This is a genomic window from Tistrella mobilis KA081020-065 (assembly GCF_000264455.2).
GTDB classification, from domain to species: domain Bacteria; phylum Pseudomonadota; class Alphaproteobacteria; order Tistrellales; family Tistrellaceae; genus Tistrella; species Tistrella mobilis.
The window spans coordinates 188652-209256 of record NC_017956.1 but is presented as its reverse complement, the minus strand read 5'-3'; the positions used below and the strand labels follow the sequence as shown (position 1 = coordinate 209256).

15 protein-coding genes are annotated in these 20605 nt (G+C 68.5%); 2 read left to right on the top strand and 13 right to left on the bottom strand.

All coding sequences use genetic code 11. The annotated features are described in order from the left end of the window. Positions 1–130 precede the first annotated feature (130 nt). The 7 genes from pheT to TMO_RS00995 all read right to left on the bottom strand — a co-directional run bounded on the left by pheT (position 131) and on the right by TMO_RS00995 (position 7779). A complete protein-coding gene (gene pheT / locus TMO_RS01025) occupies positions 131–2539 on the bottom strand; it encodes a phenylalanine--tRNA ligase subunit beta (RefSeq protein WP_014743718.1) in 2409 nt (802 codons plus the stop codon). A 16-nt stretch (positions 2540–2555) separates the two neighbouring features. Next, positions 2556–3635, bottom strand: coding sequence for a phenylalanine--tRNA ligase subunit alpha (gene pheS, locus TMO_RS01020; RefSeq protein ID WP_014743717.1), 1080 nt, complete (start codon positions 3633–3635; stop codon positions 2556–2558). A 254-nt stretch (positions 3636–3889) separates the two neighbouring features. Beyond that, positions 3890–4258 carry a 50S ribosomal protein L20 gene (gene rplT / locus TMO_RS01015; protein WP_014743716.1) on the bottom strand — a complete coding sequence of 123 codons (369 nt, stop codon included), beginning with the start codon at positions 4256–4258 and terminating at the stop codon, positions 3890–3892. Between the two features lie 86 nt (positions 4259–4344). Further along, entirely contained in the window at positions 4345–4542 is a 198-nt protein-coding gene (gene rpmI, locus TMO_RS01010) for a 50S ribosomal protein L35 (protein ID WP_014743715.1), read from the bottom strand. 268 nt (positions 4543–4810) lie between these two features. Next, positions 4811–5389 (bottom strand): translation initiation factor IF-3, encoded by a 579-nt coding sequence (gene infC / locus TMO_RS01005; RefSeq protein WP_014743714.1) that lies wholly within the window; start codon positions 5387–5389, stop codon positions 4811–4813. Between the two features lie 255 nt (positions 5390–5644). Beyond that, positions 5645–6616, bottom strand: a complete 972-nt coding sequence (locus TMO_RS01000) for a glycosyltransferase family 9 protein (protein ID WP_014743713.1) — start codon at positions 6614–6616, stop codon at positions 5645–5647. Then, positions 6613–7779, bottom strand: a complete 1167-nt coding sequence (locus TMO_RS00995) for a glycosyltransferase family 4 protein (protein ID WP_041604771.1) — start codon at positions 7777–7779, stop codon at positions 6613–6615. Before TMO_RS00995 ends, TMO_RS01000 begins: the two co-directional genes overlap by 4 nt. A 256-nt stretch (positions 7780–8035) precedes the next feature. On the opposite strand from TMO_RS00995, the gene TMO_RS00990 reads away from it, so the two are divergent. Both TMO_RS00990 and TMO_RS00985 read left to right on the top strand, forming a co-directional pair. Next, entirely contained in the window at positions 8036–8854 is an 819-nt protein-coding gene (locus tag TMO_RS00990; RefSeq protein ID WP_014743711.1) for an alpha/beta fold hydrolase, read from the top strand. Positions 8855–8982: 128 nt separating this feature from the next. Beyond that, positions 8983–10563 (top strand): ABC-F family ATP-binding cassette domain-containing protein, encoded by a 1581-nt coding sequence (locus tag TMO_RS00985; RefSeq protein WP_014743710.1) that lies wholly within the window; start codon positions 8983–8985, stop codon positions 10561–10563. Between the two features lie 6 nt (positions 10564–10569). Here the strand turns inward: TMO_RS00985 and TMO_RS00980 are convergent, their stop codons facing one another. The 6 genes from TMO_RS00980 to gltB form a co-directional block, all read right to left on the bottom strand. Further along, positions 10570–11535, bottom strand: coding sequence for an SDR family oxidoreductase (locus TMO_RS00980; protein ID WP_014743709.1), 966 nt, complete (start codon positions 11533–11535; stop codon positions 10570–10572). Beyond that, on the bottom strand, positions 11532–12746 hold the full coding sequence (gene queG, locus TMO_RS00975; RefSeq protein ID WP_014743708.1) for a tRNA epoxyqueuosine(34) reductase QueG: 1215 nt from the start codon (positions 12744–12746) through the stop codon (positions 11532–11534). Before queG ends, TMO_RS00980 begins: the two co-directional genes overlap by 4 nt. After that, positions 12727–13395: a glutathione S-transferase family protein gene (locus tag TMO_RS00970; protein WP_014743707.1), complete on the bottom strand. Its 669-nt coding sequence runs from the start codon at positions 13393–13395 to the stop codon at positions 12727–12729. Before TMO_RS00970 ends, queG begins: the two co-directional genes overlap by 20 nt. Positions 13396–13406: 11 nt before the next feature. Beyond that, positions 13407–14339, bottom strand: a complete 933-nt coding sequence (rarD, locus tag TMO_RS00965; protein ID WP_014743706.1) for an EamA family transporter RarD — start codon at positions 14337–14339, stop codon at positions 13407–13409. Positions 14340–14497: 158 nt separating this feature from the next. After that, on the bottom strand, positions 14498–15778 hold the full coding sequence (locus tag TMO_RS00960) for a Glu/Leu/Phe/Val family dehydrogenase (RefSeq protein ID WP_014743705.1): 1281 nt from the start codon (positions 15776–15778) through the stop codon (positions 14498–14500). Positions 15779–16044: 266 nt separating this feature from the next. Continuing rightward, positions 16045–20595, bottom strand: coding sequence for a glutamate synthase large subunit (gltB, locus tag TMO_RS00955; protein WP_014743704.1), 4551 nt, complete (start codon positions 20593–20595; stop codon positions 16045–16047). Between the last annotated feature and the right edge of the window lie 10 nt (positions 20596–20605).

Sequence of the window (20605 nt, the reverse complement as noted above, 5' to 3'; positions counted from 1 at the left end):
ATACGGCAGCGCAGCAAAAATGGATCGTGTCAAAAACGCAGGGGCGGCACGGTCTGCGACGCATGTCACACCCCGTGCCGCCCCCGGCTTTTTTTGTCGTGGCTGTTTCGTCCGGAGCTGCCGGCCCCCGTCAGCCCCGCAGCACGGCCCCCGTCGCCTTGGTGACCGCCGCGACGATCCGGTCCGACACCGCCTGGATTTCGGCATCGGTCAGTGTGCGCTCCACCGGCTGCAGGGTCACCGACACCGCAAGCGAGACCTTGCCGGCGCCCAGCCGCTCACCCTCGTAGCGGTCGAAGACCGAGACGTCGGTGATCAGCTTCTTCTCGGCGCCACGCACCGCCTTGATCAGCGCCTCGGCCGCAACCCCGGCATCGACCACGAAGGCGAAATCGCGCTCGACCGGCTGCAGGTCGTGCAGCACCAACGCCGGACGGGTCCGGTCGGCCTTGCGCTTGGGCTCCGGCAGGGCGTCGAGATCCAGCTCGAAGCCGACGGCCGGCCCCTTCACGTCATGAGCCTCGACCACCAGCGGATGCAGCTCACCGAAGAAGCCCAGCGTCAGCTTCGGCCCCAGCTTCATCGCGGCCGACCGGCCCGGATGGTAGTGGCCGGGCGCCTCGCCGGCGACGATCTGCACCTTGTCGGCATCCATGCCCGCCGCCGCAAGCGCCGCCAGGATGTCGGCCTTGGCATCGAAGACGTCGACCGGCCGCGGCTGCCCGGTCCAGCTGCGCGGCCCGGTGCGGCCGGTACGCAGACCGGTCGCCAGGTTGCGCTGGTCGGCGGGTGCGATGCCGCGCCAGCCGGGCCCGACCTCGAACCACCGGCCGTCCAACTCGCCACGGGCGGCAGCCCGACCGGCCACCATGACCAGAGAAGCGAGCGGGGTGGGCCGCATCACTTCCAGATCCGCCGAGATCGGGTTCAGCAGATGCAGCTCGTCCGCTCCGCCGCCGAAGCGCCGGGCGGCGGCCGCGGTCAGGAAGGAGTAGTTCACCGTCTCGACCAGGCCGCGGGCGGCCAGATCGCGGCGGACCCAGCCGGCCCGGCGACGCCGGTCGTTGGCTGCGGTGCGGGTCACCACATCCACCCGCGGCAGCGGCACCGGCGGCACGGCGTCATAGCCGTTGATGCGCAGCACCTCCTCGACCAGATCCGCCTCGCCCTCGACGTCCTGGCGCCAGCTCGGCACCCGGACCTGCCAGAGGGCGTCGCTCTCTTGCACCACGTCGAAGCCGAGGCGGGTGAGGATGGTGGCCTGCGCCGCCGGATCGACGACGATGCCGCCCAGGCTTTCCACCCGCGCCGGGCGGAAGCCGATGACCCGATCGAAGCCCGGCACCTCGCCCGCAACCGTGACCTCGGATGCCTCGCCACCGGCAAGCTTCAGGATCAGCGCGGTCGCAATCTCGGTGCCCGGCAGCACCGTCTCGGGGTCGACGGTGCGCTCGAACCGATAGCGGGCATCGCTCAGGATCGAGAGGGCCCGGCCGCTTTCGGCGATCCGCTTCGGATCGAACCAGGCGCATTCCAGCACCACCTCGGTGGTGGTCTCGTCGACGCCGGTCGCCTCGCCACCCATGATGCCGCCCAGGCTCTGCACCCCGGCATCGTCGGCGATCACCACATCGCGGCCGGCACCCAGCGCATAGGTCCGCTCGTCCAGCGCCTTCAGGCTTTCGCCCTCGGCGGCGGTGCGGATGGTCAGATCGCCGGTCAGCTTCTTCGCGTCAAAGACATGCAGCGGCCGACCCAGATCCAGCGACACATAGTTGGTGATGTCGACCAGCACCGAAATCGGCCTGAGCCCGACCGCGGTCAGCCGGCGCAGCATCCAGTCGGGCGCCACACCATTGGTCACGCCGCGGATGGTACGCCCGGCAAAGACCGGGCAGCCGGACTTGGCGTCATCGGTGATCCGGATGGCGACCGGGTTCGGGAAACGGCCGGCAACCGGGGTCGCCTCCAGCGGCTTCAGCGTGCCGAGACCGGCGGCGGCCAGGTCCCGGGCAATGCCGCGCACGCCCAGACAGTCACCCCGGTTGGGGGTGATCGCAATCTCGATGACCGGGTCGTCGACGCCCAGCACCGGCGCGAAGGGCTGGCCGAGCGGCGCATCCCCGGGCATCTCGATGATGCCGTCATGCTCGTCCGACAGGCCCATCTCGCGCATCGAGACCAGCATGCCGTTGCTTTCGACGCCGCGGATCTTCGAGGGCTTGAGCGTCAGCCCGGTGCCGGGCACGGTCAGGCCCGAACGGGCGAAAACCGCCTTCATGCCGGTGCGGGCATTGGGGGCGCCGCAGACGACCTGAACCTCGCCATCGCCGGTATCGACCCGGCAGACCCGGAGCTTGTCGGCATCCGGGTGCTTCTCGGCCGAGATGACATGGGCGACGGTGAACGGCGCGAGGGCCGCGCGCCGGTCGGTGATCTCTTCGACCTCGAGCCCGACGGCGGTCAGCGCCAGCGCGATCCGGTCCAGATCGGCATCGGTGTCGAGATGGTCCTTCAGCCAGGACAGGGTGAACTTCATCGCGAGTGATCTCCGTTCAGCGCGTCAGACCGCCGGCAAGCGTCGGCAGATCGGCCGCCGCGAAGCCGTAATGCTTCAGCCAGCGCGGATCGCCCTCGAAGAAGGTGCGCAGATCCGGCACGCCGTACTTCAGCATGGCGATGCGTTCGATGCCCATGCCGAAGGCGAAGCCCTGATACTCGTTGGGGTCGATGCCGGCCATGGCCAGTACCTTGGGGTGGACCATGCCGCAGCCCAGGATCTCCAGCCAGTCGCCGTAATTGCCGATCTTGAGTTCGCCGCCGCCGCGCTGGCAGCCGATATCCATCTCGGCCGACGGTTCCGTGAAGGGGAAATAGCTCGGCCGGAAACGCACCGGCAGATCGTCGACCTCGAAGAAGGCCTTGGCGAACTCGATCAGGCAGCCCTTCAGATGCGCCATGGTGATGTCGCGATCGATCACCAGCCCCTCCACCTGATGGAACATCGGGGTGTGGGTCATGTCGCTGTCGCTGCGATAGGTCCGCCCCGGCGCGATGATCCGGTAAGGCGGCTTGCCCGCCTCCATGGTGCGGATCTGCACCGGCGAGGTGTGGGTGCGCAGCACCAGGTTGGCACCGTCTTCGGCCTTGCCGCGGACGTAGAAAGTGTCGTGCATCTGCCGGGCGGGATGCTCCGGCGGGATGTTGAGCGCGGTGAAGTTGTAGTAGTCGGTCTCGATCTGCGGACCTTCGGCCACCTGGAAGCCCATATCGGCGAAGATGGCCGTCAGTTCGTCGATCACCTGCGAGATCGGGTGAATGCGGCCCTGGGGCTCGGGTCGCACCGGCAGGGTGACGTCGATCCGCTCGGCCGCGAGACGGGCATCCAGGGCCGCCGCCTTCAGCACCTCGCGGCGGGCCTCCAGGGCCGTCTGCAGCTGGTCGCGCACCTGGTTCAGCGCCTGGCCTGTCGCCTTGCGCGCCTCGGGGTCCAGGGCGCCCAGGCCCTTCAGCATCTCGGTGATGCGGCCCTTGCGGCCAAAGGCCTGAACGCGCACCTCTTCGAGCGCGTCGAGATCGGCGGCAGCGGCGATGCGCCCCTCGATCTCCTCCTTCAGGCTGTCGATGTCGGTCATGGAGGCCTCGGGATCAGTTTGGCTCGACGGTCTTATGCGGATCGGACGTCTGAGTTCCGACGGAGTCTTGGATCCGACGGAGGGGCAGAATGCGCGTTCACCGGTGACGATTCGATGACACCGCGCTCTTCCGGATAAACCTGGCTCAGAACGCAAAACGAGGGGTCCCGCAGGCGCGGGCCCCCTCGCTTCGATCGGCGTCCTTCTGTGCCGGATCCGGGTTACCGGGCGTCACCGCCCGGTATCCGCGTCTCTCAGGCACCGGCCTTGGCGAGAGCGCTCTGCGCCTGCTCGACAAGGCTCTTAAAGGCTGCGGGCTCGTGCACGGCCAGATCCGACAGGACCTTGCGGTCCATCTCGATGGCCGCGGCCTTCAGGCCGGCCATGAACTGGCTGTAGGTCATGCCCAACTCACGCGTACCGGCGTTGATGCGCTGGATCCACAGCGCGCGGAACTGGCGCTTGCGGACGCGGCGGTCGCGGTAGGCGTATTGCAGGTTCTTGTCGACGCGCTGCTTGGCTGCGCGAATCGTCTTGGACGAGCGGCCACGGGCGCCCTCGGCCAGCTTCAGAACCTTCTTGTGGCGCGCATGGGACGTCACGCCGCGCTTCACACGGGCCATCGTCTGTACTCCCGATGGAAATCATTCGGAGCCGGCCGGGCATCGGCCGGACACTGCATCTTCTGTCGTCGTCCGCCGGGAGCCGGTCAGGCGTAGGGCAGGAACTGCTTGACGATCTTCGCGTCGGCAGCCGTCAGGATCTGGGTCTTGCGGCTGTTGCGCTTCTGCTTCTGCGTCTTGGACGACATGCAGTGACGATGGAAGGCGCTGGCGCGGCGGACCTTGCCGCTCGCAGTCAGGCGGAACCGCTTCTTGGCGCCGCTCTTGCTCTTCAGCTTTGGCATTTTGCTCTCCGTCTGTTCAGGTCGCATCCCCCGGGACCGTCAGGAACGGCATGGGACGATGCGGAGCATCCATGGCGGACGGGCATGCCAGAAGCCACGGCCACCATGTCGCGCGGAACGGTCGCCCGTCCCGGCGTTTCGAAGCCGGCTTTATAGCGACGCCACCGGCACTTGGCAAGTGCAGGACGCACGCCGCTGCCGAAAAGGCAGCCGGGATCCCACGGGTCCCGGCGCCCATCGCAAGCCAGCAGGCACGAGACCGGTCAGCTCATGCCTTTTCGGCGGCCTTGTCCGCACCTTCGGCCTTCTCGCCCGGCTGGACGAGCGGTGCAAGCACCATGGTCATCTGACGACCTTCAAGGGTCGGGCGCTGCTCGACCTTGCCCAGTTCGACAAGATCACCCGCAACCCGCATCAGGACGCGCATGCCCAGATCCTGGTGCGTCACTTCACGACCGCGGAAGCGCATGGTGATCTTCACCTTGTCGCCTTCGGTCAGGAACTTGACGGCATGCTTCATCTTGACGTTGTAGTCGTTGTCGTCGATGTTCGGCCGGAACTTGAGTTCCTTGATCTCGATCGTCTTGTGCTTCTTCCGGGCCTCCTGGGCCTTCTTCTGCGACTCGTACTTGAACTTGCCGTAGTCGAGAAGCTTGCACACGGGCGGTTCGGCCTGAGCCGCGACTTCAACCAGGTCGAGCCCGGCATCGGCAGCGCGGTTCAGGGCGTCGTCCCGGGAGACGATACCGATCATGTTGCCGTCGGCGTCGATCAGACGCACCTGCGGCACGCGGATGGCTTCATTGATGCGATGGGCGTCGCGATTCGCGTTCGGCGCCACCGGCATTGGTCTTCTAGCGATGGTCAGTCCCCTTTCGATTGCCGACCGGAAACCCGCACCCTGCGGGCCGGATCAGGAAGCCCATGCCCGGGCACGACACCGGTCGATCAGAACCGGATATGGTGACGACGGGATGGTTCTTGAACCAGGCAACAGGGCATGAGGCGGGGTCGACGCGCACATGCGCGTCGCCGATATGACAGAAGGATAGTCACGGTCCGGTGTCGTGCAAGTCTTTCTTGAACGGCAACTTAGCCCCGGTCACGTCTCGAGCAGCCGGCGGATGGCGGTCGCGACCTCTCCGACCGACAGATCGGCAAGCCGATCCGACCGCAACCACGAGGCGCGCGGCCCCCGGGGACGGGTCAGCTGCGGGTCGCTCTCCTTCGAGAACAGGCTGAGCGAGGGGCAGCCGACCGCGGCGATCAGATGCATCGGCCCGGTGTCGTTGCCCACCGCGATCGCCGCACGCCGGGCAAGACTTGCGATCTCGGCAAAGCTGGTGCGCCCCTGCAGCGACACCGCCCGCGGCTCGGCAGCCACCACCGCATCGATCGCCCCGGCCTCGGCATTCGTGCCGATCAGCATCGGCACGATGCCCTGATCGGCAAGCAGCCCCGCGGTCTCGGCATACTTCGCGGCCGGCCAGCGCTTGCCCGGGCGATGCGCGGCGCCACCCGGCACCAGCAGACCGAACCGCCCCGGCAGATCGAAGCCGGACAGATCCGCCTTCAGGAAGCCGAGATCCGGCGCCGGCACCCGGGTGATCCCGGCCATGGCCAGCTGTTCGGCCTGACGCTCCAGCGTGTGCATGTGGTCGCGTTGCGGGTTGGCATGGGGCAACGCGCATCCGGGCGCAATGCCGGACCAGAGCGGCCGCGGCCGGTCGAACAGGCGGAAATAGCTGCTGCTGCGATCGCTGGTCTGCAGGTCGTAGACCCGCTCGAAGCCTTCGGCATTCAGCCGGCGTCGCATATCGCGGACCTTGCCGAACTGCCAGGCCTTGGGGCGCTCGTCGATCCAGATCTCGTCGAACAGCCCGCTCTGGTCCAGCAGCCCGGCATAAGGCTTCGTGGTCAGCAGGGTGATGCGGCCCTCCGGATGGGCCAGGCGGATCGCCTTCATCGGCCCCAGCGCCAGGATCACGTCACCGAAGGCGGAATGCTTGATCACCAGCACCCGGGCCTTCGGATCCGGCATTGGCGGCACGACGATCTTCTGTGCCCTCTTCATACCGGTCGCCCCCGGGCCAGCGCCTCCTCGTAGACCGCCAGCGTGGATGCCTGCATCCGGGCAAGGGTGAAGCGGCCGTCGACATGGGCGATCATCGCACGCGCCGCAGCGGCCCGCGCCTTCGGATCCATGGTCAGGGCCAGCCCCAGCGCCCGGGCCAGCGCCTCGGCATCCCCCGGCGGCACAAGCATGCCGCCGATATTCGTGTCCACGGTCTCGCGCGCGCCACCATGATCCGTGGCGATGATCCAGCGGCCCATCGCCTGGGCCTCCACCGGCACCCGGCCGAAAGCCTCGGGCTCCGTCGCCGGCGACACCACCACATCGGCGAGCATGTAGGCCGCCGGCATGTCGCGTTCGGCATCCGCAATGCCCACCACATCTTCCAGCCCGCGATCCCGGATCGCCTGCTCGACTTCGGCGCGGTAGCTCTCGGTGCCGGGGGCGGCGCCCACCATCACGCATTGCACATCGCGCCGCCCAAGCTCGGCCAGCGCATCAAGCAGCACGATATGCCCCTTCCATCGGCTGAGCCGGCCCGGCATCAGGATCAGTGCCCGGCTTTCGTCCAGCCGCCAGCGGCGGGCGAGTGCGATGATGCGGTCGGCCGAGACCGCTGCCGGATGGAATTTCGAAACATCCACCCCGCGCGGGATGGTCCGGATCACGGCCGGATCGACGCCATAGACCGTCTGCAGATGGTCGGCGATGAAGTCCGAGATGGCGATCAGCGGCCGGCCGCGGGTCATCACCGCGTTGTAGCGGCGCTTCAGCCAGCTGCCGTGACCATAGGTGCCGTGAAAGGTGGTCACGAAGGGGGTGCCGGTGCGCTCCGCCGCCATAAAAGCGCTCCAGGCCGGTGCGCGAGAGCGGGCATGGACCAGGTCGACCCCCTCTTCCCGGATCAGATCGGCAAGCCGCCCGGCATTGGCGCGGATCGCCCAGGGGCGCTTCGTCGCCAGCGGCAGGGTGACATGCCGGCCGCCCAGCCGCTCCAGTTCCACGGCCAGCGGTCCGCCCGCCGAGGCCACGACGGCACGCCAGCCGGCGGCGATCAGGCCGGCGGCGATGTCGACGGTGCCGCGCTCCACACCCCCCGGTCCCAGCGCCGGAAGCACCTGAAGAACGGTGCGCGGCCGGAAGGCCGACGCGGGGGGCGTCACAGGACCGTCGTTTGGGTCATGGGCGGGCTTGCTGCTAATATCGTCCGATTGCACCGGGTTCAGGGCTCCATGCGGGCACGGGCACGGCTGGCCCGGCCACCCGGCCGGATCCGCCCACAGACTACACGAGCGACCTTTCCGGCAGAAGTCCGGGCTGCTCACGCCCCGAAATGGTCACCGGTCCACCTGTCATGCATCCGGCCCGTCACGCCCGCCCTCATCCACATCCAACCTTATCCCCCAAATGGAGGATCGCGTGTCCACCCCCACTTCTTCCGCCGACCCCGCCCATCCCGCCGGTTCCGATACCGGCCGCATCGATCGCGGCGACGGCGTGCATCTGGCCTATCATCGCCATCTGCCCAAGCTCTGGGCGCCCGGGCCGGGCGTCGTGTTCCTGGGCGGGTTCCGCTCGGACATGACCGGCACCAAGGCCATGGCGCTCGACGGGTTCTGCGCCCGCACCGGCCGGCCCTATCTGCGGTTCGACTATTCCGGTCACGGCATCTCAGACGGCGCCTTCGAAGACGGCTGCATCGGCCGCTGGGTCGAAGATGCGCTGGTGATGATCGATCGCCTGACCGACGGCCCGCTGGTCCTGGTGGGCTCCAGCATGGGCGGCTGGATCATGCTGCGCGTCGCCCTGGCCCGCCCTGATCGGGTGAAGGGCATGATCGGCATCGCCGCGGCGCCCGACTTCACCGAAAGGCTGATGTGGCCCGACATGACCGCCGACCAGCAGGCGATGCTGCTCCGCGACGGCCGCCTGGAGATCCCATCGGAATACGACCCGGAGCCCACGGTGATCACCCGCCGGCTGATCGAAGAGGGGCGCGACAATCTGGTGCTCGACGGCCCCATCCCCTTCGAAGGGCCGGTGCGCCTGCTCCACGGCCTGGAAGATCCCGACGTGCCCTGGCGGCTGTCGCTGGAAACCGCCGCGGCACTGACCACCACCGATCTCCGGCTCGAGCTGGTCAAAGGCGGCGATCATCGGCTTTCGACGCCTTCCGACATCGCCATGCTGACCCGCACCCTCGACGAGGTGTGCCGGCTGGTGGTCGAAGCGGATTGATCCGGGGCCGCGGCTCCCCACATATCGGGGACCTTCAGACGCCGCAGCCTTCAGGAGTGCCCTGCCGATGATCGGAACGACGACCGACCGCATCACCCCGTGTCGTCGTTCCGTTCCGAAGGCTCTCCATGTCATCCACCACCGTGCACCTCAGCCTCCGCGGCATTGCCGCGATCGATCCCCGGGGGCGTGAGCTTTTTTCAGGGCTCGATCTCGATCTGGGCCAAGAGTCCCTTGGTCTCGTCGGTCGCAACGGCAGTGGCAAATCGACCCTGCTCCGGATCATCAGCGGCCATGCCTCTCCCGCGGCCGGTCGGATCGTCCGGCCGGCCGGCTGCCTGCTGCTCGACCAGACGGCAGGCACGCCGACGGATCTGACCATTGCCGATCTGATCGGCCAGAGGGCCGCGCTCGACCTCATCGACCGCGCGCTGACGGGGCGCATCGACGCCCGTGACGCAGCCCGCATCGACTGGGGCCTTGAAGCCCGGATCATCGCGGCACTGACCCGGATGGGCCTTGCGGACCTGGATGTCCGCCGCCCCGTCGCGACCCTCAGCGGTGGCGAACGCGCCCGGTTGCGGCTTGCAGGCGCGATCCTGGCCGAACCGGATCTGCTGCTGCTGGACGAGCCGACCAACCATCTGGACGAGAGCGGGCGGCAGGCGGTCGCCTCTCTCATCGCAGACTGGACGGGCGGGCTGATCATCGCGTCTCATGACCGGGACCTGTTGCGCGGCCTGCCCCGCATTCTGGAACTGGCGCCGGGCCGGGTCTTCCACCACACAGGCGGCAGCGAGGCTTGGCTTGCCGCGCGCACGGCCCGGGAAGCCGCGGCCCATGCCGCCATGGCCGCCGCCCGGGATCAGATGAGCCGGACAAAGCGCGAGGCCTCGGCGGCGGCCGCGCGTCAGGATCGCCGCGACGCCGCCGGCCGCCGGCATCGCGCCCGCGGCGACATGCCGAAGATCCTGCTCGATGCCCGACAGGATCGGGCGGAACGCAGCCGGGGCCGCGGGAACCGGCTGGCAGCAAGGCGTCTGGAGACGGCAGCAGGCGACCTGACGGCCGCCCGCGCCGCGCTCGACCTGACCGGCCGGCCGGCTTTCTCACTGCCCGCAACAGGTCTCGCCCGTGGGCGGGAGCTGCTCGACATGCGCGATGTCGTAACGGCGGCCGGCATCTCCCTGCCCGATCTCAGCGTCACGGGGCCGGAGCGGATCGCGATTACGGGCCCGAACGGTGCCGGCAAGACGTCGCTGCTCAGGATCGCCGCCGGGCTGGACCTGCCCCGCAGCGGTTCGGTCCGACGCCCCGGCCGGATCGCCCTGCTCGACCAGCATGCGGATCTGCTCGATCCGGCGCTCAGCCTGCTCGACAATCTGCGGCGCCATGCGCCCGATGCCGGCGAGGAAGCCCTGCGCGCAACCCTTGCACGCTTCCTGTTCCGCGGTGACGCCGCATTGCGGCAGACGGCCATGCTGAGCGGCGGCGAGCGGGTGCGGGTCGCTCTCGCCTGCCTGCTCGGCCAGGCGGAACCGCCGGAGCTGCTGCTGCTCGACGAGCCCACCAATCACCTGGATCTGGAGTCGACCGAGACGGTGGAGACCGCACTTGCCGCCTGGGATGGCGCCCTGGTCCTGGTCAGCCACGACCCGGACCTGCTCGCCCGGGTGGGCATTGGCCGGTATCTGCGGCTTCCCGCCTGACCGCCGCTACCGGCGCGCCGCTTCCGCCGCAAGCTGGGCGGCCAGCCCCTCCCGGTAGGTGCGGTATTTCAGCCGCACGCCCAGCTCCTCGCGGATCCGGTTGTTGTGCACCCGCTTGTTGTCGGCGTAGAAGCTGCGCGCCATCGGGCTGAGATCGGCCTCCTCGAACGGCACTTCCGGCGGCGGTGTCACCCCCAGCAGTTCGCAGGCATGCAGGATCACGTCCTGGGGCGGGGCTGCCTCGTCGTCGCAGAGATTGTAGGCGCGCCCGGGGGCGGGGCGGGCGATCGAGGCGGCCAGCACGGCGGCGATGTCGTCGACATGGATGCGCGAGAAGACCTGGCCCGGCTTCACCACCCGATGCGCCCGTCCGGCGCGGACCGTATCGAGCGCCGACCGACCAGGGCCATAGATGCCGGCCAGCCGGAAGAGATGGGCCGGCGCCTCGGGCGCCAGCGCCGACCAGGCCTGTTCCGCCGCCACCCGGCGGCCGCCCCGGCCGGCGGCGGCGATGGTCGGTGTGGTCTCGTCGACCCAGCCGCCACCATGATCGCCATAGACCCCGGTGGTCGACAGATAGCCGATCCAGGGCGCGGCACCGCGTGCCGCACCGGCTGCCGCTGCGGCGGCAATATCCGCCCCGTGAACCCGGATCACCGCATCGCCCCCGGCATCGGGGCCGACCGAAGACAGGATCGCCACGGCCCGTCCCAGATCCGCGAGACCTGCGGCGTCCATCGCTTCGCTGCCGTCGAACAGATGCGCGGCGATCCCCTCGGCCACCAGCTGATCGCGCTTGCCGGCGCTCCGGCAGGTACCTGCCACCCGGCCGCCCGCCGCCATCCAGGCCCGGGCCAGCGCCCGGGCGGAAAAGCCGAGGCCGAAGCAGAACAGCAGGCCTCCATGGCCCGCCACAGGGCGAAGCAGGGCCACGGGATCGGTCGCCTCGTGATCGGCGGGGTGGTCGGTCATGGCCCCTCCTCGGACAGGACACCGGCAGCCCGCCATTCGGTCAGCACCACCGGATCGGTTTCGCCCGGCAACCGCCCGGCCGCCGCGCCTGCAAATTCAGCCGGCGACATCAGCCGCGATGCCGCCCAGACCGCCATCGCCCGGACCTGCGCCGCACCATCCGCCAGCAGCGGCCGGAGTGCCGGCACCAGATCGGGCCGCCCGGAATTGCCGATCGCGATCGCGACATTGCGGACGAAGCGGTCGCGGCCGATCCGCTTGACGGCGGTCTTCGCGAACATGGTGCGGAATGCGCCATCGTCCAGTCCGGCCAGATCGGCAAGCGCCGGCGCCGTCAACGCCTCGCGGCCCGCCAGCTTCGTCTCGGCGGCCCCTCTCGCGAACTTGTTCCAGGGGCAGACCGCCAGGCAGTCGTCGCAGCCATAGATCCGGTTGCCCATGGCGGCCCGGAACTCCGCCGGCACCGGCCCGTCGAGTTCGATGGTGAGATAGGAAATGCAGCGCCGGGCATCCAGTTCATAAGGCGCCGGGAAGGCATCCGTCGGACAGGCATCCAGACAGGCCTGGCAGCTGCCGCAGCGATCGCCATGGGGGCGGTCATGGACGAGGTCGAGCCCGGTCAGCATCACCGCAAGAAAGGTCCAGGATCCGAAATCACGCGAAACCAGATTGGTGTGACGCCCCTGCCAGCCCAGCCCGGCCAGCGCCGCCAGCGGCTTTTCCATCACCGGCGCAGTATCGACGAAGAATTTGAGTTCGACCGCGCTTTCGTCCCACAGCCAGCGGGCCAGACGGCGCAACTTTGCCTTGATCACCTCGTGATAGTCGTCGCCCCGGGCATAGACCGACAGGCTGCCGGTCTCAGGGTGGGAGAGATTGGCGAGGGGATCGATGTCCGGCCCGTAATTCTGGGCGAGTACGATGGCACTGCGTGCCTCGGGCCAGAGCGCATCGGGGCTGCGGCGCCAGTCGATCCGGTCCTCGATCCAGCGCATGTCGCCATGGCGGCCGAGTTCGACGAACCGGTCGAGCGCCTCGCCCGTCGCAGGGGGAAGGCGGGCCGGGGCGAAGCCCACGGCATCGAAGCCGATCTCCCTGGCCCTGGCGCGGATCGCCGCCGTCCAGCCGGCGGGGTCGAGGTCGAGCGGCGGCCCCTTGCGCCTGGGCGGTGGCGGCGCGGGCGGGCGCCGATCAGAAATCGAGGTCGCCATAATGCGCCGCGGGCGCAATGCCGATGATCCGGTCCTTGAGCATGGGCCGGAAGCTCGGCCGGGACTTGATCCGGACATACCATTCCTTGGCGACCGGATGGCGGACCCAGGGCACATCGCCCAGATAGTCGATCGCCGAAAGATGGGCGGCAGCGGCCAGATCGGCCAGCGAGAGCTGGTCGCCGGCCAGCCATTTGCGCCGCTCGGTCAGGAAGGCCACGTATTCCAGGTGATAGTTGATATTGGCGAGGCCCGCGCGGATCGCGGCCGAAGTCGGCTGTCCCAAGCCTGCCAGGCGCTTGTCCACCTTCTCCCCCACGAGATTGCGGGTGACCTCGTCGGAGAATTTGTGGTCGAACCAGTCGATCAGCCGGCGCACCTCGGCGCGGTCGCCCGGCCGGCGCGGCAGCAGGGGATGTTCCGGATAGGCCTCTTCCAGATATTCGAGCACGGTGCGATGGCCGGCGACCACGGTGTCGTCGGCTTCAACCAGAACCGGAAGCACGGCTGCCGGATTGAGCCTCAGGAACTCGGTGCGGCGTTCCCACGCCTTTTCGAGCTGCAGATCGTGATCGAGCTGCTTCTCGCCGAGGGCCAGTCGGACCACGCGGCAACCAGGGTTCAGCCAGTGATGATAAAGCGTGCGCATGGCCGAGGACTTTAGCGCAGAGAACGGCGTCGGGCCACTACCGCATCACCGGTATAGAGCGCGAGCGCGATCCAGATGAGAACGAAGGCCACACCTTGCGCCTCGGAGACGGTTTCGCCCAGCAGAAACACAGCCACGGCGAGCTGACAGGTCGGATTGACGTATTGCAGAAAGCCCAGCAGGCCGAGGGGCAGGCGCGGCGCCGCAAAGCCGAACATCAGCAGCGGCACCACGGTCACGGCCCCGGCGGCCAGCAGCAGCAGCACCTGCAGCGGCCCTGCCGAGGGGATGGCCAGAGCACCACCGGCTGCCGCGAAGATCGTCCAGCCAAGCGCCACCGGCGCCAGCACCGCGGTTTCGATCGCAAGCCCTGCGACGGCACCGACGGCCGCAAGCTTGCGCAGCAGCCCATAGGTGCCGAAGCTCATGGCCAGCGCGATCGCGATCCAGGGCAGGCCGCCGCCTTCCCCCGCAATCCAGGCGACCCCGCCGATCGCCAGGAAGAAGGCCAGGATCTGCATCGCCCGCGGCCTTTCGCGCAGGAACACCACGCCCAGCACCACCGAGACCAGCGGATTGACGTAATAGCCGAGGCTGGCATCGACCGCGCGGCCGGTCTGGACCGCGTAGATATAGACCCCCCAATTGGCCGCGATGGCGACGGCGCTGAGGCAGAGCAGGCCCAGCACCCGGGGCCGGGCAATCACGGCGCGGATCTCGGCCCGGTGACGATGGCCCGCGGCAACGAAGATCAGCACGACCAGCGAGCCCAGGATCCGGTCGGCCAGAACCTCCAGCGACGGTACCGCGGCCAGGGCAGAGAAATAGAGCGGGAACAGGCCCCAGATGACGTAGGCGCCGAACGCCGCGGCGGCCGGCCGGCCAAGCCCCGGGGGCGCGCCGGCAGGCAGCGCCGGCGAGGGGCTCTGCGGGGTGGAAGACATCAGCGGTGCGGATCCGGAAGCGGGGGAGACGGGAACGCCTGGGCGATCCTATCCCCCCGCCCGTCTTCCCGCCAGGGGGCGCGGGCAGAAAGCTCCGCACCCCCTGCACGAGCGGGGCTCGGCCTCGGCCCGGCGTCAGCCCCGGACGTCGGCCGGCGTCAGCCGCGGAAATCGGTCTGGGTGCCGTGGGCAGCGATGGCGTCCGCCAGCCGCGCCAGACCGTGGACATAGGCCGCGGTCCGCCAGTCGATGCCGAGAGCCGCGACACGGTCGCCGATCGCGTCGCCTTCCCGTTCCATCGCCGCTTTCAGCCGCTCATGCACCTCGGCCTCGCCCCAGTACCAGCCCTGCCGGTTCTGGACCCATTCGAAATACGAGACCGTGACACCGCCGGCATTGGCCAGGATGTCGGGCAGCACGGTGATGCCGCGGGCAGTCAGCACTTCGTCGGCCTCGGGCGTCACCGGGCCGTTGGCCAGCTCCAGCACCACCGGTGCCGTGATCAGATGGACATTGCCGGCATGGATCATCTCTTCCAGGGCCGCCGGCACCAGCAACTCGGCATCCAGGGCCAGGATCTCGTCCGGATCGACCCGGCGCACGCCCGGCCCCTCCAGAAGACCGACCCCGCCCCGGGCCTTGGCGGCATCCAGCGCGTCGAAATCGATACCGCCGGGTGCCGCCACAGCACCCCGGCTGTCGGAAACGCCGACGATCGTCCAGCCGTCGGACGCCAGCAGTCGGGCCATATGCCGGCCGGCATTGCCATAGCCCTGAACGATCGCCCGCCGGACGCGGCCGGGCTGGTCCTCGACACCCAGCCGGGCAGCCAGATGGCGCAGCAGATACCATCCGCCGCGGGCCGTGGCGTCACCGCGGCCGAGCGATCCGCCCAGCGCCACCGGCTTGCCGGTGACCACCGCCGGCGCCGGTGCACCGGTCAGCGAGCCGTATTCATCGGCCATCCAGCCCATGACCATGGCGTCGGTATAGACATCGGGCGCCGGAATGTCGCGCTCCGGCCCGATCACGCCGGCGAAGGCCTGGACATAGGCACGCGACAGCCGCTCCAGCTCCGCCCGCGACAGGCCGTGCGGATCCACCCGGATTGCGCCCTTGCCGCCGCCATAGGGCAGGTTCATCACCGCGCATTTGAAGGTCATCCAGAAGGCCAGCGCCTCCACCTCGTCCATGGTCGAGGCGGGGTGATAGCGGATGCCGCCCTTGGTGGGGCCGCGGGTGTCGTCATAGCGGCAGCGCCAGGCGGTGAAGGCCCGCCGGCTGCCGTCGTCCATCCGGATCAGCAGCCGTGCCTTCAGGGTCTCGCGGGGGGCACCCAGCTTCTCCGCCACGTCCTGATCGAGGTCGAGATACGCGGCCGCCGCGTCGAGACGAGAGAGGGCCTGCCGAAGCAGCGGACCGCGTTCATCATCCAACATGTCATGTCACCAGTCTTTTGCGGGGGTTACGAGAGAGAACCGGCCCCGCCCGTCGCAGGACCGATCCTTGCGCGGTTTAACCGCCCCGCGATCGGACTGAAAGGAAATGTCGTTCCGGAATTCCGCAGCTGGAGAGTGACGGCAGCTGCGCCTGAACGAAAACGGCGGGCACCCTTCCGGATGCCCGCCGCTTCCCGTCTTCGTCGTCCGGCCCGTCCTCAGGTCCGGGCCCGAAGGCCCCGGGGCCGCCCCCGCGAGGGTCCGCCTCAGGCGGTGACCGCCGCGACCTCTTCCGGGTTCAGGGGGTGTTCGAGGCGCGAGACCATCTCCTTCGGCACCACCTGCCAGATGCGATCGAGCGTGCGATCCCAATCGTCGAGCAGGTTCTGGGCGAAGGCGGACTTGGTCTCGTCCACGTGGCGCTCGATCAGGCCGCGCAGCACCGCTTCCCAATGCGGGGTGGCGATGCGCTGCCAGACCAGCGTTTCCGGGTTCACGCGGCGCTCGAACGAGCCGTCGCTGTCCAAGATGAAGGCCATGCCGCCGGTCATGCCGGCACCGAAATTGTGGCCGACCTTGCCCAGGATCACGACTGTGCCGCCGGTCATGTACTCGCAGCCATTGGCCCCGCAGCCTTCGACCACCGCCTGGGCGCCGGAGTTGCGGACGCAGAAGCGCTCACCCGCCTGGCCCGCCGCGAACAGCTCGCCCGAGGTCGCACCATAGAGCACGGTGTTGCCGATGATGACGTTCTCGTTGCTCTTGCGGGTGGTCACGAAGGGCGGACGCACCACGATGCTGCCGCCCGACAGGCCCTTGCCGACATAGTCGTTCGAATCGCCGATCACCTCCAGCTTCAGGCCCTGCACGGCGAAGGCGCCGAGCGACTGGCCGGCCGAGCCGCGCAGACGCACAGTGATGTGCCCCGGCTGCAGCCCGTCCATGCCGAAGCGGCGGACGATCTTGGACGACAGACGCGTGCCCACCGACCGGTGCGTGTTGCGCACATTGTAGGTCAGCTGCATCTTCTCGCCCTCGTTGAGGGCCGGCGCCGCGTCGACGATCATCTGCGCGTCGAGGGTGTCGGGGACCGGGTTGCGGCCCGACAGCGAGAAGTAGCGGGGCAGATCGCCCGGATCGGCCTGGGCCAGGATCGGGTTCAGGTCCAGATCGTCCAGATGCGCGCTGCCGCGGCTGACCTGCGACAGCAGGTCCGACCGGCCGATGATTTCGTTCAGCGACCGGGCGCCGAGCTGGGCCAGGATCTCGCGCACCTCTTCCGAGATGAAGGTGAACAGGTTCACCACCTTCTCGGGCGTGCCGTCGAACTTGGCACGCAGCGCCGGATCCTGGGTGCACACGCCCACCGGGCAGGTGTTGCTGTGGCACTGGCGGACCATGATGCAGCCCATCGCCACCAGCGAGGTGGTGCCGATGCCGAATTCCTCGGCACCGAGCATGGCGGCGATGACGACGTCACGGCCGGTCTTCAGGCCGCCGTCGGTGCGCAGCCGCACCCGATGGCGCAGACGGTTGAGCGTCAGCACCTGGTTGGCTTCGGACAGGCCCATCTCCCAGGGCACGCCGGCATATTTGATCGAGGTCTGCGGGCTGGCGCCGGTGCCGCCATTGTGGCCCGAGATCACGATCACGTCGGCATTGGCCTTGGCGACGCCGGCCGCGATGGTGCCGATGCCCGAGCGGGCGACCAGCTTCACCGAGACCTCGGCATCGGGGTTGACCTGCTTCAGGTCGTAGATCAGCTGCGCCAGATCTTCGATCGAATAGATGTCGTGGTGCGGCGGGGGCGAGATCAGCATCACGCCCGGCGTCGAATGCCGGAGCTTCGCGATCTCGACCGTCACCTTGAAGCCGGGCAGCTGCCCGCCTTCACCGGGCTTGGCACCCTGCGCCACCTTGATCTGGATCTCGCGGCAGTTGTTCAGGTACTCGGTGGTGACGCCGAAGCGGCCCGAGGCGACCTGCTTGGTGCCGGAATTGGCGTTGTCGCCGTTCGGACGCGGCTGGAAGCGATCGCGGCTCTCGCCGCCCTCGCCCGAGTTCGAATGCGCACCGATCCGGTTCATCGCGATGGTCAGCGTCTCGTGCGCTTCCGCACTCAGCGCGCCCAGCGACATGGCCGGGGTCTCGAACCGCTTGCGTATCGAGGTGATGCTCTCGACCTCGTCGACCGGCACCGGCTTGCGGTTGGTCTTGAAGTCCAGAAGGTCGCGCAGATGGATCGGCGGCAGCGCCCGCACACCTTCGGCATACTTCTTGTAGAGGGTGTAGCTGTCGCTGGCGACGGCCGTCTGAAGCATGTGGATCAGCCGGCCGTCATGGCCATGCGCCTCACCCTTCGCCCGGTAGCGGTAGAAGCCGCCGATCGGCAGGATCGAGGCACCGCCCTGGAAGCCGCGCTCATGCTGGCGGATGGTCTTGCGCTCGATACCGGCGAGGCCGATGCCCGAGACACGCGACGACATACCGGGGAAGAACTCCGCCACCAGCGACCGCGACAGGCCCACCGCCTCGAAGTTGTAGGCGCCGCGATAGCTGCTGATCACCGAGATGCCCATCTTCGAGAGCACCTTGAGCAGACCCAGATCGGCAGCATGCTTGAAGTTCGACACCGCCTCGTCGATCGTCAGGTCGCCGAACAGGCCGCGGCGATGGCGATCATAGATCGTCTCCTCGGCCAGATAGGCGTTGATCGTGGTGGCGCCGACACCGACCAGCACCGCCATGTACTGCACATCGAGGCATTCGGCCGAGCGGACGTTGACCGAGCAGAAGGTGCGCAGCTTCTGCTTCACCAGATGGGTATGCACACCGCCCGCCGCCAGGATCATCGGTACGGCGACATTGGTCTCGTCCAGCCGCTCGTCGGTCAGGATGATGTGCTCGGCACCGCCGCGCACGGCATCTTCCGCCTCGCGACGGATCCGCTCCAGCGCCTTCTTCAGCACGCCTTCGCCCGCACCGGCCGGCATGGTGCAGTCGATCTCGACCGCACGATCCTTCATGTAACGGCGCATTGCCGCATAGGCGCGGTTGGTCACGACCGGGCTGTCGAGCAGCAGGATCTTCATCTGGCTCTCGTCCTGGGCGAAGACATTGCCCAGGTTGCCGAGGCGGGTATCCAGCGTCATGACCATCTCCTCGCGGAGCGGGTCGATCGGCGGGTTGGTCACCTGGCTGAATTCCTGCCGGAAGAAGTTGTGCAGGCCGCGATAATGGCTGGAGAGCACCGCGATCGGTGCGTCGTCGCCCATCGAGCCGACGGCTTCCTTGCCCTCTTCCACCATGGGATGAAGGATCAGCTCCAGGTCCTCGATGGTCAGGCCGACGGCCAGCTGGCGCCGGCGAAGCTCGTCGGCGTTGAAGCGCGGCTGGGGTGCAGGCACCTGATCGATCAGCGCGCCGAGCCGGGTGGTCTTGCCCGCCCAGGAGGCATAGTCGTGCTCCGCCGCGAGCAGGTCCTTGAGCGCGCGGTCGTGGTAGAGCTTGCCCTCCTGGAGGTCGACACCCAGGATCTCGCCCGGGCCGACCCGGCCCTTCTCGATCACGTCCTGATCGGTCAGCGGCACCATGCCGGCTTCCGACCCCACGACCAGCAGGCCGTCGGCGGTGATGGCATAGCGCATCGGGCGCAGACCGTTGCGGTCCATGCCCGCCGCGATCCAGCGGCCGTCATAGACCGCGAGCGCCGCCGGGCCGTCCCAGGGCTCCATGACCGTGTTCAGATAGGCGTAAAGCGAACGGTGCGCCTCCGGCACGTCCGGCACCTTCGACCACGCCGGCGGCACCAGCATCAGCTTCACCAGCGGCGCCGAACGGCCGGCATGGCACAGCGCCTCGAACACCGCATCGAGTGCGCCCGAGTCGGAGCTGCCCTGCGGGATCAGCGGCTTGATGTCCTCGCCTGCCGGCCCGAAGACCTCGGAGACCATCAGGGTCTCGTGGCTCTTCATCCAGTTGCTGTTGCCGCGCACGGTGTTGATCTCGCCGTTATGGGCGAGCATCCGGAAGGGCTGGGCCAGCGACCAGGTCGGGAAGGTGTTGGTCGAATAGCGCTGATGGTAGACGACGAAGTTCGACACGAACCGCTCGTCGAGCAGGTCGGGGTAGAACACCGTCAGCTGCTCGCCCAGGAACATGCCCTTGTAGATGATCGACCGGCTGGACAGCGAGCACATGTAGAAGTCGGCGACGCTCGCCTCGCGGACCTTCTTCTCGATCCGGCGACGGATGAGATAGAGGTCGCGCTCGAAGGCGACAGTGCCGTTGCCCTTGTCGTTGGCGATCATGATCTGCTCGATCTCGGGCCGCGTCGCCGCGGCCTTCTCGCCGATCGCCCGGGTGTTCACCGGCACCTGGCGCCAGCCATAGATCGTGTAGCCGAGCTCAAGGATCTCGCTCTCGACGATCGTGCGGCACAGCTCCTGGGCGCCGAAATCGTTGCGCGGCAGGAAGACCTGGCCCACGGCCAGTTCGCTGCCTTCGGCCATGCGATGGCCGGTGCGCTCGATATGTTCCCGGAAGAAGTCCTTGGGGATCTGCAGATGGATGCCGGCGCCATCGCCGGTCTTGCCGTCGGCATCGACCGCACCGCGGTGCATCAGGTTGGAAAGCGCGGTGATACCGGCCTCGACGACCCGCCGCTGGGGCGTGCCGTCGATCGAGGCGACGAGGCCGACGCCGCAGGCGTCGTGCTCGTCGGCCGGGTTATAGGCATGGGCGGCTTCCAGCTTGGCCTTGTTGGCAGCCCAGGCGGCAACGAAGGTCTCGGCCGTCTCGCGGATGATCTCGGACATGGCTCTGTCT

Bases quoted from the DNA above. Each gene is read 5' to 3' on its own strand.
- rplT (WP_014743716.1), bottom strand. From the start codon at position 4,258: ATGGCCCGTGTGAAGCGCGGCGTGACGTCCCATGCGCGCCACAAGAAG.
- TMO_RS00985 (WP_014743710.1), top strand. From the start codon at position 8,983: ATGTCATCCACCACCGTGCACCTCAGCCTCCGCGGCATTGCCGCGATC.
- rarD (WP_014743706.1), bottom strand. From the start codon at position 14,339: ATGTCTTCCACCCCGCAGAGCCCCTCGCCGGCGCTGCCTGCCGGCGCG.
- rpmI (WP_014743715.1), bottom strand. From the start codon at position 4,542: ATGCCAAAGCTGAAGAGCAAGAGCGGCGCCAAGAAGCGGTTCCGCCTG.
- TMO_RS00980 (WP_014743709.1), bottom strand. From the start codon at position 11,535: ATGACCGACCACCCCGCCGATCACGAGGCGACCGATCCCGTGGCCCTG.
- gltB (WP_014743704.1), bottom strand. From the start codon at position 20,595: ATGTCCGAGATCATCCGCGAGACGGCCGAGACCTTCGTTGCCGCCTGG.
- pheT (WP_014743718.1), bottom strand. From the start codon at position 2,539: ATGAAGTTCACCCTGTCCTGGCTGAAGGACCATCTCGACACCGATGCC.
- queG (WP_014743708.1), bottom strand. From the start codon at position 12,746: ATGGCGACCTCGATTTCTGATCGGCGCCCGCCCGCGCCGCCACCGCCC.
- TMO_RS00960 (WP_014743705.1), bottom strand. From the start codon at position 15,778: ATGTTGGATGATGAACGCGGTCCGCTGCTTCGGCAGGCCCTCTCTCGT.
- infC (WP_014743714.1), bottom strand. From the start codon at position 5,389: ATGCCGGTGGCGCCGAACGCGAATCGCGACGCCCATCGCATCAATGAA.
- pheS (WP_014743717.1), bottom strand. From the start codon at position 3,635: ATGACCGACATCGACAGCCTGAAGGAGGAGATCGAGGGGCGCATCGCC.
- TMO_RS01000 (WP_014743713.1), bottom strand. From the start codon at position 6,616: ATGAAGAGGGCACAGAAGATCGTCGTGCCGCCAATGCCGGATCCGAAG.
- TMO_RS00970 (WP_014743707.1), bottom strand. From the start codon at position 13,395: ATGCGCACGCTTTATCATCACTGGCTGAACCCTGGTTGCCGCGTGGTC.